Origin of the sequence: Pseudomonas sp. H26/SER47-MNA-CIBAN-0231 (genome assembly GCF_040310465.1) — a bacterium.
Lineage (GTDB): Bacteria > Pseudomonadota > Gammaproteobacteria > Pseudomonadales > Pseudomonadaceae > Aquipseudomonas > Aquipseudomonas atacamensis.
Genome location: NZ_JBEOPW010000018.1, coordinates 55374 through 70900, shown reverse-complemented (window position 1 = coordinate 70900; position 15527 = coordinate 55374). Strand labels below are relative to the sequence as shown.

At 58.4% G+C, this 15527-nt stretch carries 15 protein-coding genes and 1 pseudogene; 4 read left to right on the top strand and 12 right to left on the bottom strand.

Annotation, left to right across the window (positions count from 1 at the left end):
• Window position 1: 1 nt before the first annotated feature.
• The 4 genes and pseudogenes from AAEZ10_RS22480 (at window position 2) to AAEZ10_RS22465 (ending at window position 5689) form a co-directional block, all read left to right on the top strand.
• A complete protein-coding gene (locus tag AAEZ10_RS22480) occupies window positions 2-2287 on the top strand; it encodes a hypothetical protein (RefSeq protein ID WP_350571067.1) in 2286 nt (761 codons plus the stop codon).
• A 190-nt stretch (window positions 2288-2477) separates the two neighbouring features.
• A pseudogene (locus tag AAEZ10_RS22475) lies at window positions 2478-2679 on the top strand (DUF6124 family protein); the annotation flags it as partial.
• Window positions 2680-2968: 289 nt separating this feature from the next.
• Window positions 2969-5152 carry an Ig-like domain-containing protein gene (locus AAEZ10_RS22470; RefSeq protein ID WP_350571065.1) on the top strand — a complete coding sequence of 728 codons (2184 nt, stop codon included), beginning with the start codon at window positions 2969-2971 and terminating at the stop codon, window positions 5150-5152.
• Between the two features lie 177 nt (window positions 5153-5329).
• Entirely contained in the window at window positions 5330-5689 is a 360-nt protein-coding gene (locus AAEZ10_RS22465; RefSeq protein WP_122704710.1) for a DUF6124 family protein, read from the top strand.
• 167 nt (window positions 5690-5856) lie between these two features.
• Here the strand turns inward: AAEZ10_RS22465 and AAEZ10_RS22460 are convergent, their stop codons facing one another.
• From AAEZ10_RS22460 to AAEZ10_RS22405, 12 genes are all read right to left on the bottom strand, one after another.
• On the bottom strand, window positions 5857-6093 hold the full coding sequence (locus AAEZ10_RS22460) for a hypothetical protein (protein WP_110645073.1): 237 nt from the start codon (window positions 6091-6093) through the stop codon (window positions 5857-5859).
• A 139-nt stretch (window positions 6094-6232) separates the two neighbouring features.
• Window positions 6233-7372 (bottom strand): flagellar biosynthesis protein FlhB, encoded by a 1140-nt coding sequence (gene flhB, locus AAEZ10_RS22455; protein ID WP_076566597.1) that lies wholly within the window; start codon window positions 7370-7372, stop codon window positions 6233-6235.
• A gap of 3 nt (window positions 7373-7375) precedes the next feature.
• Complete coding sequence (gene fliR / locus AAEZ10_RS22450) at window positions 7376-8161, bottom strand: flagellar biosynthetic protein FliR (protein WP_350571062.1); 786 nt, start codon at window positions 8159-8161, stop codon at window positions 7376-7378.
• 3 nt (window positions 8162-8164) lie between these two features.
• Window positions 8165-8434, bottom strand: coding sequence for a flagellar biosynthesis protein FliQ (fliQ, locus tag AAEZ10_RS22445; RefSeq protein ID WP_016771067.1), 270 nt, complete (start codon window positions 8432-8434; stop codon window positions 8165-8167).
• Window positions 8431-9189, bottom strand: a complete 759-nt coding sequence (gene fliP / locus AAEZ10_RS22440; protein WP_071171446.1) for a flagellar type III secretion system pore protein FliP — start codon at window positions 9187-9189, stop codon at window positions 8431-8433. Before fliP ends, fliQ begins: the two co-directional genes overlap by 4 nt.
• The gene (gene fliO / locus AAEZ10_RS22435; protein ID WP_350571059.1) at window positions 9189-9641 is read right to left on the bottom strand and encodes a flagellar biosynthetic protein FliO; all 453 of its coding nucleotides are present in this window, start codon (window positions 9639-9641) and stop codon (window positions 9189-9191) included. Before fliO ends, fliP begins: the two co-directional genes overlap by 1 nt.
• Window positions 9642-10100, bottom strand: coding sequence for a flagellar motor switch protein FliN (fliN, locus tag AAEZ10_RS22430; RefSeq protein WP_016771070.1), 459 nt, complete (start codon window positions 10098-10100; stop codon window positions 9642-9644).
• A 55-nt stretch (window positions 10101-10155) separates the two neighbouring features.
• Complete coding sequence (gene fliM, locus AAEZ10_RS22425) at window positions 10156-11124, bottom strand: flagellar motor switch protein FliM (RefSeq protein WP_003222890.1); 969 nt, start codon at window positions 11122-11124, stop codon at window positions 10156-10158.
• Between the two features lie 9 nt (window positions 11125-11133).
• Complete coding sequence (gene fliL / locus AAEZ10_RS22420; RefSeq protein WP_016771071.1) at window positions 11134-11637, bottom strand: flagellar basal body-associated protein FliL; 504 nt, start codon at window positions 11635-11637, stop codon at window positions 11134-11136.
• A 338-nt stretch (window positions 11638-11975) separates the two neighbouring features.
• Window positions 11976-13340 (bottom strand): flagellar hook-length control protein FliK, encoded by a 1365-nt coding sequence (locus AAEZ10_RS22415; RefSeq protein ID WP_350571056.1) that lies wholly within the window; start codon window positions 13338-13340, stop codon window positions 11976-11978.
• A 105-nt stretch (window positions 13341-13445) separates the two neighbouring features.
• Window positions 13446-13793 carry an Hpt domain-containing protein gene (locus AAEZ10_RS22410; protein WP_016771073.1) on the bottom strand — a complete coding sequence of 116 codons (348 nt, stop codon included), beginning with the start codon at window positions 13791-13793 and terminating at the stop codon, window positions 13446-13448.
• A gap of 30 nt (window positions 13794-13823) precedes the next feature.
• On the bottom strand, window positions 13824-15527 hold the full coding sequence (locus AAEZ10_RS22405; RefSeq protein WP_350571054.1) for an ATP-binding SpoIIE family protein phosphatase: 1704 nt from the start codon (window positions 15525-15527) through the stop codon (window positions 13824-13826).

Below are 15527 nucleotides of genomic sequence, written 5' to 3'. Positions count from 1 at the left end.
CATGACCATAAACCAGACACCGCACAACAACGTCCTGACGTTAAACCCACCCCGAGCACCTGAAGCTACCAGGCCGGTGATCGGCGCAGATTATGGTGTGCCCATACACGTATACGACCTCAAACCCATGGGCCTGACCATCAAGGTCGACCCCCCGCTGGCCGGGACAGTGGAAGAAGGTGACGTGATTCGCCTGTGGCTGAACAACGCTCGTACCGAAGCCACAAAAACCATCGGGCCGGGCGAGGAAAATGACATCCATACCCTGTATCTGCCCAAAGGTTTATTACTAACGAATCGCCTCAACACGCTTGTTTTCACCATCACCCGCGGTAGCCAGAACGAGGACACGTCAACACCCGAGCTGACCCTGTTGTATAACGACATCCGCCCCGGCATGGAGGATCAGACGCCCGGCGACCGCGCACATTCCGAATTGCATTTGATCCTGCCGGACGACGTGCGCTACGACGGCATTGATGCCGAGCGCGCGAAGGAAGGCGTGCAAGTGTGTTTCGCCTACCCCTACTGCCGGGCGCATGACGTGATCCGCTTGAACTGCAACGGCAAGGATGTCGTGCGCATTGTCGCCCCCGGTGAAGCGCCTGCCACTCCGTCTGCCGAGCGGACAACGATTTGCGTAATGGTCGGGGAAGAGGTGTTTCAGCAAGCGGGCGACAGCCCGAAGTTTGTCTTTTCCTACACTGTCACCGATCAGCTCGGCAACGGGCCGGATACTGACTCGCCATACTCGGGCACGGTTGAAATCGATGTGCACCTAAAGGAACCGCGACTGGTCGCCCCCGATCTGGCCGAAGATCCGAACGATCCGAGTGATGACCCAAGCACCATCGATCTGGCCAAACTTGGCAGTAAAGATCTCACCGTCCTGGTGCACGCCTTCGCGCCGACATGGCAGCCCAACGACAAAATCCGCGTGACCTACACCGCCACCAAACCAGAAGCCCCGGTGGTGACGCACATCGTTGAGGCCGATGTCGGGCGCATTCCGTTCACCTACAAACTGATGGTGCCCAATGCCAAAGTGATCGCCGGTAGTGTGGTGCGGGCGAAATATGAACTGGTGCGCGGCGGCATCACTATTGCGACCTCCAAGACCACCACGGCCGATGCAATCGGCGGCAGCACCATTGTGTTGCTGCCCCCGTTTCTGGTGGCACCGGCCGTTGACCCGATTGATGTACTGGCCTATCCGAACGGCGTGACGGTGCGCATCGAGTATCTTGGCGCTTTAAAAGGAGACCGTGCACGACTGGTGGAAGTCAATGCACCGGCGGGCTCGCCGCAATTTCCATTGGTGGAATTCAATGCCAACAAACGGGTGAACACGTTATTGAGTCCGGCATTTCTGGCAGCCCGGCATGGGAAAGTGATTGAGCTGCGCTGGAATTTGAATCGCAATGGGGGTAGAGCTGGACAATCAGAATCGGTCAAGCTGAACGTGTCAAAGATTATAGATGGCGATGAGCGTTTACCTTCTCCGAGAGTGTCACAGGCGCCGGATAACAAAGTGCTAGATTTGCGTACATTTGAAGGAGCCGCCGAAATCACCGTGATACCTTGGATCGGAATTAGCACTGAAAACTTCGTAAACCTGAAGATTGCAGGAAAAGATAACAATGATGATAACTGCGTCATACCAATATTAACTGACCACAACATCACGGAGACGGAAAAAGCGTCAGGACTAAAGGAAAGCGTTTCTAGGGAAAAGCTTTTAACACTCAAGCACGACACTAAATTTGAGATTCTCTTCGAAGCGTTACCGAGCGCCACCATAAACTCGACACCAATTATCTTCCCCACGTTAAATTTGAACTTACTGAAAGACCCCTTGATTGTGATGGAAGATTTCGAGACAGGCATCGTGGGAACCAAGCCTGTTGGCACAATCATGGATTTTCCAAGCATGACCGTTACGGTCGTAGCCGGGACTGTTGCTATAGGCGCAAATGGCAGTTCTTACGCCCCACCCATAACATTGAAATACATATATATTGCCCCGCGCGCAACTTTAAGATTTACACTGAAAAATACAGCAAGAAGTATTAGATTCGGCATCGCGGACAGTTCTAAAATCCCATCAACCTACACATGCTACGATGAAAATCTACAGCTAATTAAGTCCCAACTCACGCCCCCATATGGCGGGCAGTATCAAGTCTGGGTCGAGATCACAGAAACGCCGAATAAAAAAATAAAGTACATAGACATAACTGACGGGGGAGGTGACTCATTCCTGGATAACTTCTCAATGATTTATTGATCCATTGCTCTGACGCCGTCATATATCGCTGGGCATCGGACTTTTCTTGATACCCAGCGCTACGACAAATAGATTCAGTTTGGAGTTTTGTACAATAGCGATAGCGTTAAAAGATACCTGCAGACATGCCCTCCAGCTTACAAATTCTCGCGCCACTCCTACAGCCAAGCCAAAATCCGCAGGCCTGTAGGCCGTTACAGCCGACACTAAAAGCGAAGGTCTGTTGGCCGACGCTTACGAAACCCTCGCCTGCGCCAAAACCATCGCCCGGTAATCTCGCCGGGCTCGTCAAGCCATCCCAGCGCCGGACGCTGATGGGGATTGCGCAGTTGATCATGCTCGGGGAATTGGCAGTGAATCGGGTGCTGGATAATCTGGAGTTGCCTGGGTGACGCGGTTCGGCTGAGTGATTCGGGTGAGAGAGCCGGCCTTTTCGCGAGCAAGCTCGCTCCCACATTTTGATCTTCTTGGATGCAAACCTTGCAGCGGCTGAAGATCCTGTCGAGTGCAGCTTGCGCGAGCTAGGCCTCTCGGCGGCGCAGGAGCGCCCACCCCTTCAGCGATACCATTGGTCGGAAAACCGTCCTCACCTGTCAGATCTGACAGGTGACGGACGCCTCTTTCTGCGTTGTGATGAACCTTGCCTGCCATTGTTCATCACCAGTGTTCGAGGAGAACGGAATGAGCGTTCAAGTCCATTCAACCGAAGCCAACGCTGCCCTGGCCTTGTATCCCGTGTACCCCCCGCAATGGATAACACCGGTGCTGCCTCCAGGTACTGCCGATGGCGGCCTTCCTCTCTCGGCATTCACTCCTTCTGGCGTAGAACTTGTCATCGACCCCATAACAGGCTTGCGGAACTGGGTCATGGCGGCTTATGACGTCGTGACTATTTTTGTCAACGGAGTCAGCACCGGCATCAGCAAAACCATCTATCCCGGTGAGGAGCAGGAACGCATTCTTTTGCACGTGCCGGCGAGCTGGTTCACAAACGGTGTCAACGATGTCCGCTACAGAGTGACCCGAGTCGGCGGCAACAACGCAGATTCACCCACACTCAAGCTGCTCTACAACAACCCGGCGCCTACCGTCACCGTCAGCCATCCAGCCAGCGTCGTACCCGAGCAGACGGCAGTCATCACGATCACCGTCGGTTACCCACGGCCTCACGACACGGTGACGCTCACCATAGGCACCTGGAGCATCACATTTCCCAACCCCACAAGCCCGATCAACCACACCCTGACGGCTGCAGAATTGCAGTTGATAGGCGACGGCACCCATTCGGTCTTCGCCACGGTGCGCGATCAATTGACCAACAACAATGAGTCGGCGAAGACCCCGATCACTATCACCGCCAATCAGAAGGTGTACAACTCGCCGATAATCGCTGAGGCCGTGGACGGCATGCTGGATGTGGCCGCACTGAAGGGCCAGGACGCCACGCTGCGAGCACGAGACTGGACGGGAATCCAGGTCGGTCAGCAGGTGTGGTTGAAGTTCACCGGCCAGAAATCCGACGGCTCGGCGCACGTCCTGCAATTCTGGAATGGTGACACCCACAAGGTGAATGCGACCTGGGTCAGTCAGGGATTCTGGGATAAACCGCTGCTCATAGCTTTTCTGAAAGCATTGAAAGAAGGATCGCTGTTGAAACTGGAATTTTGGGTATCGGAGGACAAAAGCAATGACTTCACCAGCGCCACGCAGTTTCCGGATCAGGTGTATACCGTCATTGGCCTGCAACTTGTCCTGCCACCCCCAACCTTGACCCCGCCCACTGTGCCGATTGACGTTTTGGCAAATCCGGATGGAGTGAAGCTTCAGATAACAGGTTTCGCAGCAGAGAAAGACGATAAAGCCCAATTCGTCCAGGTAAACGCGCCGGCCGGTGCGCCACCGTTTCCGGTGGTGGATTTTGTTGGTGGGATTGCAGAGATTTCATTGAGCGCTGCGTTTCTGGCGGCATGGCATGGCAAGGCGATTGAGTTTCGGTGGGATTTGATTCGTAGCGGAGTTGTGGCCGGCGAATCACTAGCGGCCACGTTTGAAGTTATGAAAATCACGGATGGTGACACACGCTTGCCGACGCCCATTCTTGCAGGAAATAACAGTAGCTCTCTGAACATCACTCAAATTCAAATTGCTGATCAAACGACAGTGGCAGCTTGGCCACACACCCCCAAGGAGCGGCTATGGTTGCATTTCGAAGGGTTTGACAGGAGCGGCAAAAAAGTTGAGCTTTATGCCCCCCAAGCAGAACTTAACACCTCACCTCCCGGCTTTGCTCGAGCCGTACCGTTAATATTATTGAAATCACTGGGAAACAGAACAACTTTGCACATAACTTTCATTGTCAATTTCGCTGGTGAACCCACCCTTGTGAATGCCACGCGATTTCCACCTAGGAGTTATTTGGTTCAGGCACCGGAACGTCTCAATGACTTCACAAACTTTGCCAATCTGCAGCGAAACGGATGGGAAAATGGGCCGGCAATCATTGATCAGAGAGACTGGAGCTATAGTACATTTCTCGGATATACCTCTTTGACGAACAGCACTTATACAAATAGCTCAGCAGGGGTAGTATTGCGCAAGGTCTACAGCAATCTTGTGATAGGTCAAACCTATGAATTCTCTCTTTTGGCGACTAATGGAACCTGGCAGCCGGCAGCACAATTAACATTCAGATCTAATTACGGGACAATTATCAGCACATTCACCCCACCGAATCTTAGCTGGACACGCTACTCTGGCAATTTCGAAGCGCAGTCAAGTCAAATGATCTTTGAGTTTGTGAACGCCATCGCTACAGGGGCTGGCAATGACTATTTCCTGACTAATCTGCGCCTGATGGAAGTCTAGGCGACAAAGTGCTCGCATTTATGAGTATCAAGCGATGAACCGGAGGCTGGATAACCTGAAATAAAGGGGATGCCTATATCTACCGGGTGCCTTTGACCGGTTCGCTAAGCCGCGTACAGCCGCCACCCTCCTGTTTAGCGACAGGTTGTCGCGGCTCCATTTCAAAGGAGCTTCACCATGATCAAACCAACACCCAACCCACCCGAAACCGACCCCACCTCCCCCTACGAATCCCTCGACTCAAAAAAACTCCACCAAGCCGCCGACCGCGCCCTCGACCAGTACCTCTGTCCACCCGGCTCCACCCCACCGCCCTTCAGCCCCCGCGCGATGTACGCCGTCACCGCCGACACGAAAAACGAAGACCTGCTGGCCAACGCCTGCGAAACCCTCGCCTCCGCCAAAACCATCGCCCAGGAATTCGCCGGACTGGTCAAACCATCCCAGCGTCGAACGCTGATGGGGATTGCGCAACTGATCATGCTGGGTGAGCTGGCGGTGAATCGGGTGCTGGATAATCTGGAGTTGCCGCAGTAGCGACACGCGATGATCGTTCCCACGCTCCTGCGTGGGAATGCCTCAACGGACGCTCCGCGTTCGGCTTTCGAAGGGACGCGGAGCGTCCCGGGCTGCATTCCCACGCAGAGCGTGGGAACGATAATAAAAACCGCCGCCCTGTTTTCAGCGGTTTTGCAATCAATTGTTCAATACCGAAGGATTTTCACTTTTCCATTCTTGCTCTTGGATAATTCGAACTCGACCTCTCCGCCCACTTTGACGTTCGCCTGCTGGGCATCGGTCAATGGAATGTTGAATCGGTATTCTTTGGCGGTCAGAAAAAACCCCGTGGCTTCGGCAAAGGAAAGCGATCGTCCCGATTGCTTCGGCGTGATGGTGCCTCTTCCAGTTTTTTCGTCATAGCTGCTGAAAATACCTTTCATTGCCTTGCTCCCTGCACTCGTCCGCATAACCGCGCCAGGTTCGCGGCAGCACCTTGCATCAAACTGCAAAATCACGACGAGCGCACCTGTCAGAGTTGACAGTAAGGGGAGATCTCAGACCAATGGCTGCGCAGCACCATCAAGAATCCCGACGCAAATCCGGCGGAATCGGCAAATCATCCTTCAGCGGATCCGGGCGCTTGCCCTTGCCCGCCTGGTGTTGGCGGATCTGGTAGACGTAGGCCAGCACCTGCGCCACTGCCAGATACAGCCCGCCAGGAATTTCCTGCTCAAGCTCAGTTGAGTAATAGATCGAGCGCGCCAGCGCCGGCGATTCAAGCAGCATGACGTTGTTGGCCACTGCGATTTCGCGGATTTTCAGGGCGATGAAGTCGCTGCCCTTGGCCAGCAGCACCGGTGCGCCGCCCTTTTCCGAGTCGTATTTGAGTGCGACGGCGTAGTGGGTCGGGTTGGTGATGACCACGTCGGCTTCGGGGATGGCGGCCATCATCCGGCGTTGCGACATTTCGCGCTGGGTCTGGCGAATGCGTTGCTTGACCTCGGGGCGGCCTTCCTGGTCTTTGTGTTCGTCGCGCACTTCCTGCTTGGTCATCAGCAGTTTCTTGTGCGCTTCCCAGAGCTGCACCGGCACGTCGACGGCTGCGATGATGATCAGGCCGCAGGCCAGCCACAGCGTGCTCCAGCCCACCAGCAAGACGCTGTGGATGATCGCCATGTCCAGTGGTTCGTGGGCGATGCGCAGCAAGTCATCGACGTCGGCGGACAGCACCAACAGTGCCACACCCAGAGTAATCAGAAACTTGGCCAGGGCTTTGAGCAGTTCGACCACAGCCTTGAACGAGAACATGCGTTTGAGGCCGGCGGCCGGGTTCATCCGGCTGAATTTGGGCGCCAGCGACTTTGCGGCGAACAGCCAGCCACCGAGGGAGATCGGCCCGATGATGGCGGCGAGCAACAGGGTGATCATCACCGGCTGAATCGCCAGCAAGGCGATCAGGCCCGACTCCAGCAAGAACCGGCCCATGGCGCCTTGGTCCATGACCACTTCGCGGGACAGGGTGAAGTTCAGGCGCATCACGTCCATCATTTCTTGCGCGAGCATGCCGCCGAAGATCAGCAGCGCAGAGGCACCGGCCATCATCACGGCCAGAGTATTGAGCTCTTTGGAACGGGCGATTTCACCCTTCTCACGGGAGTCCTTTTTGCGTTTCTCCGTGGGGTCTTCCGTTTTGTCCTGACCGCTTTCGCTCTCTGCCATGACTCAGCGCGCCCGTGCCAGTTCGCGTAGCAACTGCAAGGCCTCGCTGGCCAGCGGTTGATACTGGTTGAGAATGTCCGCCAGGCCCACCCAGACGATGAACAGGCCGAGCACCAGGGTCAGCGGAAAACCGATCGAGAAGATGTTCAGTTGCGGCGCGGCGCGGGTCATCACGCCGAAGGCGATGTTGACTACCAACAGTGCGGTGACGGCCGGCAACACCAGCAGCAATGCGGCGCCGAGGACCCAACCGAGTTTGCCGGCCAATTCCCAGTAATGCGCAACCATCAAACCACCGCCGACCGGCAGCGTGGTGAAGCTTTCAGTGAGAACTTCGAACACCACCAGATGGCCGTTCATCGACAGGAACAGCAACGTCACCAGCATGGTGAAGAACTGCCCGATCACCGCCACCGAAACGCCGTTGGTAGGGTCGATCATCGAGGCGAAGCCCATGCCCATCTGCACCGCGACAATCTGCCCGGCGACGGCAAAGGCCTGGAAGAACAGTTGCAGGGAAAAGCCGAGCACGGCGCCGACCAGAATCTGCTCGCCGATCAGCAGCAGGCCGCTGAGATCCAGCGGGCTGACGGCGGGCATCGGCGGCAGCGCCGGGATGATGACCACGGTGATCGCCACGGCGAAATACAGGCGCACGCGCCGCGGAATCAAGGTGGTGCCGAACACCGGCATGACCATCAGCATCGAGGCGACGCGAAACAGCGGCAACATGAACGACGCCACCCAGGTGCTGATCTGGGTGTCGGTCAGCTGAAGCAGCGATTGCATGGCTTAGCCGATGACCATCGGAATGTTTTTGTACAGCTGGATAATGTATTCCATGAACGTCTGCACGATCCACGGACCGCCAATGATCAGGGTCACCAGCATCACCAGCAGACGCGGCAGGAAGCTCAGGGTCTGTTCGTTGATCTGCGTGGCAGCCTGGAACATCGACACCAGCAGGCCGACCAGAAGGCTCGGCACCACCAGAATGGCAACCATCATGGTGGTCAGCCACAGGGCTTCACGAAAGATATCGACCGCGACTTCCGGCGTCATGGCGAAACACCTCCAAAACTGCTGGCCAGAGTACCGATGATCAGCGCCCAGCCATCGACGAGCACGAACAGCATGATCTTGAACGGCAGCGAAATGATCAGCGGCGAGAGCATCATCATACCCATGGCCATCAGCACGCTCGCTACCACGAGGTCGATGATCAGGAACGGAATGAAGATCATGAAGCCGATCTGGAAGGCGGTTTTAAGCTCGGAGGTTACAAACGCCGGCACCAGAATGGTCAACGGCGCCTGATCCGGGCTGGCGATGTCGGTGCGCTTGGACAGGCGCATGAACAACTCCAGATCGCTGGTGCGGGTCTGCGCGAGCATGAAGTCCTTGATCGGCACCTGAGCCTTTTCCACCGCCTGCTGGGCGGTGAGGGTTTCCGCCAGATACGGTTGCAGCGCGTCGTTGTTCACCCGGTCGAACACCGGCGCCATGATGAACAGCGTCAGGAACAGCGCCATGCCGGTGAGGATCTGGTTCGACGGCGTCTGTTGCAGGCCGAGGGCCTGACGCAGGATCGAGAAGACGATGATGATCCGCGTGAAGCTGGTCATCAGGATGACCGCCGCCGGAATAAAGCTCAGCGCGGTCATGATCAGCAGGATCTGCAGACTGACCGAATATTCCTGCGCGCCGTCGGCATTGGTGCCCAGCGTGATCGCCGGTATCGACAACGGATCGGCGGCGAACGCCAGCGGCGCGGCCAGCAACAGGAGCAGCGTCAAGACGATGCGGAGCGCACCCATTACTTCGTATCCTTTTGGTCCTTGCCAAGAATCTTCAGCAGATGCTGAGCAAATTCCGGCGTCGCTTTTTCACTGGCGGTGGGGACTTCGACCGGCTCTTTGAGCACGTGCAGCGCGGTGATGGTGCCGGGGCTGAGGCCGAGCAGAATCTGCTCGTTGCCGACCTGCACCAGCATCAAGCGGTCACGCGGGCCAAGCGCGCGTGAACCGATCAACTCGATCACCTGGCCCTTGCCCGTCGGCCCCGCCTGCTGCACGCGGCGCAGCAGCCAGGCGAGGAAGAAGATCAAGCCCAGCACAAGCAGCAAACCGAACACCAGTTGCGTCAACTGACCGGCCACGCCGCTGTTGACCATCGGCGCGGTGGCGGCAGGCGCGGCAGTGGTTGCGCCCGGTTCGGCAGCCAGCACGCTCAACGGCCATGCCAGCAGCACCCAGAGAAACCTTTTCACTCAGCGCAGCTTCTTGATGCGTTCGCTTGGGCTGATCACGTCAGTCAGGCGGATGCCGAACTTCTCGTTGACCACCACTACTTCGCCGTGGGCGATCAAGGTGCCGTTGACCAGCACGTCGAGCGGCTCACCGGCCAGACGATCGAGCTCGATCACCGAACCCTGGTTGAGTTGCAGCAGGTTGCGGATGTTGATGTCGGTGCTGCCGACTTCCATCGAGATCGACACCGGAATGTCGAGGATCACGTCCAGGTTCGGACCGTCGAGGGTCACCGGATCGTTGTTCTTCGGCACGCTGCCGAACTCTTCCATCGGCAGACGGTTGGAGCTGGAAGTGCCGGCGTCGGCAGCCAGCAGTGCATCGATGTCAGCCTGGCCGGCATCACCGGTTTCTTCCAGGGCCGCAGCCCATTCATCGGCCAGTGCCTGGTCGTCCTGCGCGTTCATATCGTCGTTCATCATGTGTCCTCGGCGGGCAACAATTCGGTTAAATACGGGGGTGAAAAGCGCCGCCTCAGCGACGTTCGATCGGCTCGATCACCTGCAACGCGAGGTTGCCTTTGTGCGAGCCCATCTTGACCTTGAAGGCCGGCACGCCGTTGGCGCGCATGATCATGTCTTCCGGCATCTCGACCGGGATCACATCGCCCGGCTGCATGTGCAGGATGTCGCGCAGCTTCAACTGGCGGCGGGCCACGGTGGCACCGATCGGCACGTCGACATCGAGCACGTCCTGGCGCAGGGCGTTGACCCAGCGCTCGTCCTGATCGTCGAGGTCGGACTGGAAACCGGCGTCGAGCATCTCGCGCACCGGCTCGATCATCGAGTACGGCATGGTCACGTGCAGATCGCCGCCACCGCCATCGAGTTCGATGTGGAAGGTGGAGACCACAATCGCTTCGCTCGGGCCGACGATGTTGGCCATGGCCGGGTTCACTTCCGAGTTGATGTACTCGAAATTGACTTCCATGATCGCTTGCCAGGCTTCTTTCAGATCGACGAAAGCCTGCTCGAGCACCATGCGCACTACGCGCAGTTCGGTCGGGGTGAATTCCCGCCCTTCGATCTTGGCGTGACGGCCGTCGCCACCGAAAAAGTTGTCCACCAGCTTGAACACCAGTTTGGCGTCGAGGATGAACAGCGCGGTGCCGCGCAGCGGTTTGATCTTGACCAGGTTGAGGCTGGTCGGCACGTACAGCGAGTGCACGTATTCGCCGAACTTCATCACCTGCACGCCACCGACGGCCACGTCCGCCGAGCGGCGCAGCATGTTGAACATGCTGATGCGGGTGTAGCGTGCGAAACGCTCGTTGATCATTTCCAGCGTCGGCATGCGTCCACGGACGATGCGATCCTGGCTGGTCAGGTCGTAGCTTTTGACACTGCCGGGTTCGGCAGCATTATCGGTCTGTACCAGACCATCATCGACGCCATGCAAGAGCGCATCGATTTCATCCTGGGACAGCAGATCCTGCACGGCCATGTCGTGTTCCTACTGCAGTACGAAATTAGTGAAAAGCAACTGTTCGATGACCACTTTGCCCAGTTCTTTCTGCGCCACTTCCTGGACGCTGGCGGTGGCCTTCTGGCGCAACATCTCTTGTCCGACCGGTGTCGCCAGTGTGGCGAAATCCTGACCGGAGAAGAGCATTACCAGGTTGTTGCGGATAACCGGCATGTGCACTTTGAGCGCGTCCAGATCGGCCTGATTACGCGCCAGCATGGTGATGCTCACCTGCATGTAGCGCTGACGGCCGTTCTGGTTGTAGTTGGCAACGAAGGCCGGCGCCATCGGCTCGAAAATCGCCGCCTGCTTGCCGACCGGCGCTGCTTCAGCGGCCTCGGCAGGCTTGCTCTGCGCGCCGTGCATGAAGAACCAGGTCGCCCCGACGGATGCACCAATGGCCACCAGCAACGCCAGCACGATCACGATGATCAGCTTGAGTTTGCCTTTGGTTGCGGGGTCTTTTACTGCTGCAGCTTCGCTCTTCGCCATGCCAATAATCCGTCACTAATCGGGGGTTTCACAGTCGCACGGCAAGGCAAGAGCAAGTGTTATGCCAGAACTGTCGGAGGTCGAGAACGACGCTAAAGTCAAAAGCACCCTCACCCCAGCCCTCTCCCGGAGGGAGAGGGGGCCGACCGAGATGTAATGGGGCTGGACATCGACCTGCACAACCGAGGTGATTGCAAGTTCAGGGCGAGAATCAACAGGTCGCCGAATGTCGAACGGATTCAGCGATGCTCGTTCAGGTCGGCGTAGTTCTTCAAGATTCCCCAATCGGTCCCCTCTCCCTCTGGGAGAGGGCTAGGGTGAGGGGGCTCTTGATTTGCTCAGGCGTAATAGTCGACCGCGCTGCTGCCAATTACGCTGGTAGTCTGCGCCGCCACTTCAGCGACAGTAGCCGGTGCCAATTCCTCATCCGCCGAATCCAGGCGGCCACCCGCAGCGCTGGTCCGGCCACTGTGGCCCTGCTGCGCCTGCTCCTGGCCTTGCTGCCCCTGCCAGCCACGGTTCTGGTCGGCGACGTTGACGTCGACCTGGCCCATGCCCTGCTGGTTGAACATGTCGCGCAGGCGGTGCATCTGGCTGTCGAGCGCTTCACGCACGCTCGGGTGCGCGCTCATGAAGGTGACCTGGGTCTGCTGATCGGGAACCATGTTCACGCGGATATCCAGACGCCCAAGCTCCGCCGGCTGCAACTGAATGTCGGCGGCCTTCAGATTGACGCTGGACAGGTACATGACGCGGTTGACCACTTCTTCGGTCCAGCCGCTCTGGTGCATGGCGATCGGCTGATTCACCGGCAGCGCATTGGCGGTTTTCGGCGTAGCGGCCTGGGTCAGTGCCGCCAGACGGTTGGCGAAGTCATCGACGCGGGTGTCGCTGGTGGCGGACTTCAGATCCTTCAGACCATCGTCGATCAGCCCGCTGAAAGCTTGTTCGCCGCCCTGACTGGTGCTGTCCTTGTCGGCCTGCACGTCGAGCATGCTGGCCATGCCGGCGGCAAAGTTCTGCGCGGCGGTCAATTCGCCGTCAGCCTGAGCTTGAGCAGGCGTGGCTTTCGGTTGCGCCTGACTGGCGGCGGAAATATGCCCACCCTGCTCCATCGCCATGCGTACGGCCGGCATCGAGTCGAGCGGGTCGGCCGATGGATCGAAATCGCTATCGGTGGCCGCCGGATCTTTGACCATGCCCGACACGACCGCCAATGCAGGCGCTTCGGTTTCCGGCTGGGCTGGCGTTGCGACTGTTGGAGTCGGCACGACAGGCGCCGCCAATGGCTGAACGACTTGCGCCAGGGCCGGATCCAGCGTCGGGTCTACTGGCGCGGCATCGGCCACAGGGATTTGTACCGTTTCAGCGGTGTCATCGGCAGTGGCAGTCGCGTCGTCGCTCGTCGCCGCTTTGTCGGCAGGCAACGCTTTGCCGCTATCGGCAACTGCTGGCTCGGGCGCGGCAGACTGATCTTTGCCGATATCCTTTTTGCCGCTGCTGTCTGCGACCTTGTCGCGTGCCGGCTTGACTGAATTATCGGCGCTCACGGCAGGCTTGGTCGGCGCCTGATCGGCAAACACTCTGGCGAAGCTGGAAGCCTTGTCCCCGGCGTCTGCGGCCATTGCCGACGATTTGGCAGAGGCGGCTTGCGCCTTGGCCTGGGCGGCGGTCTGAAGAAGAATGTTTGGGGTCGCAGGCATGACACGGTCTCCGCTGCACTGGGATCGTAGGTACAGTTGAGCAAGATAACTGCAAGTGCCGGGCCAATTTGGCCAGACACTTGCGAAAAGCGCCGGGCGGCAGCTTCAGTGGATGTGGGCGTGGTGCTTTTCGCTTTCGTACACCGGGCGTACTTCGGCGAATTCGGAATGGATATCGGCCACCAGTTGAGCGAGCGCTTCCGGACTTTTGTCCTTGGCATTCGACTCAAGGTCCTGGCACAACTCAGCCAGTCGAACCGCGCCCATGTTGCTGGCGCTGCCCTTGAAGCTATGGGCTACATCGGAAAGCGCTTTGGCGCTGGTGCTGTCCTGCAACTCGTGCAGGCGGCTTTGCGAATCTGCCAGAAAAGTCTCCAGCAATTCCGTATAGCCGTCCTCCATCACCTCGCGCAAAGTATCGAGGACTTCGCGATCTACATGTGGGTCTGTCACTTGCTCACTCCTTGATCAAGAATGGGCGGATTATGCCTCAATCTCCCAGAAAAACTCCACGCTGGCACTACGACCCTGGTCCGACCAACTGGCGTTGCGCCCCAGTTGCCGGACCAGCCCGATGCCGCGTCCCGACAAGCGGACGTTATCCACGGGCCGCTCCATGACCCGCGCCACATCAAAGCCCTTGCCGCTGTCCTCGACGCGAATGACCAGTCGCCCGCCCTCGCCTTGCGGCTGGACCTGCAGATGCACGCGCACGAAACCGTCTTGCAGCGCCTCCAGCCGCGCCGCGCGCATTTCATAGTAGCGGGCGAAACCTGCCGCATCGCGTTTAAGGCTGGAATCCAGCCCGAGCACGCCGTGCTCCAGGCCATTGGAATACAACTCGGCGAGCACGCTGTACAGCGCTCCGCTTTGCGCGCGCAGGCCATGCACCTCAAGCAGCAACTGCAAGAGGAACGGCAACGGATTGAAGCGCCTGAGCGTGGCGCCGCGAAATTCGAAACTGGCCGACCAGTCCAGCGGGCACGACTGGCCGCTGTCGGAATACACCGGCGCCGCGCCGTGCGTCTGCGCCGACTCGAGCAGACTGACCTCGACCATGCTCACATCGTCACGGGCCTGCCCGCGAAAATCGCGCAGTGCCTGTTCGATATCCTCGAACAACCGATCCGGCTCGCGGTTCGCCGCAAACACCTGCTGCAAGCGTTCGACGCCGAACAGCTGGTCATTGGCATCGCAGGTATCGATCACCCCGTCCGATAACAGAAACACTCGATCATCGACGGCCATCGGATACACATCCGTACGGTCATCGAAGGCTTGCGCGCTGAGAATCCCCAGGGGCAAATGCCGCGCCGGCAACGGCACGCGCTCGCCACTGGCCATGCGGTGCAAGTAACCGTCGGGCATGCCGCCGTTCCACACCTCCACCGAACGGCTCTGGAAACTCAGACTGAGCAAGGTGGCACAGCAGAACATGTCCACCGGCAGGATGCGCTTGAGCTTGGCGTTCATCTCGCGCAGGGTTTCGGCCAGGCCGTAGCCTTTGGCGGTCATCCCGTAAAACACTTCGGCCAGCGGCATCGCCCCCACCGCTGCCGGCAAGCCATGCCCGGTGAAATCGCCGAGCATGACGTGCATGTCACCGGCCGGCGTGTACGCCGCCAGCAACAGATCACCATTGAACAGCGCGTAAGGCGATTGCAGATATCGGATGTTCGGCGCGCTCAGGCAACCGGAATGCGCGACCTTGTCGAACACCGCTTTGGCCACGCGTTGTTCGTTGAGTAGATAGTCGTGATGTCTGGCGATCAGGTCGCGCTGCTGCAGGACAGTCGCCTGAAGGCGGCGCAAGCGATCCATCGCCTTGATTTTGGCGGCGAGTATCACTTGGTTGTACGGCTTCGCCAGAAAGTCGTCGCCGCCAGCCTCCAGACACCGAGCCAGCGCTTCACTCTCGGTCAGCGAGGTGAGGAAGATGAGCGGCACCAGCGCTTCACCCGCCAGCGCCTTGATCCGCCGCGCCGCTTCGAAGCCGTCCATCACCGGCATCAGCGCGTCCATCAACACCAGATCGGGCTGCTGCTCTTTGAACGTTTCGACCGCTTCGGCACCATTGGCCGCCGTCAGCACCTGATGGCCCTGACGGCGGACGATGGTTGACAGCAGCAGCCGGTCGGCGGCGCTGTCTTCGGCGATAAGAATGGTCAGCGGCTCTTGCGCCTGCAT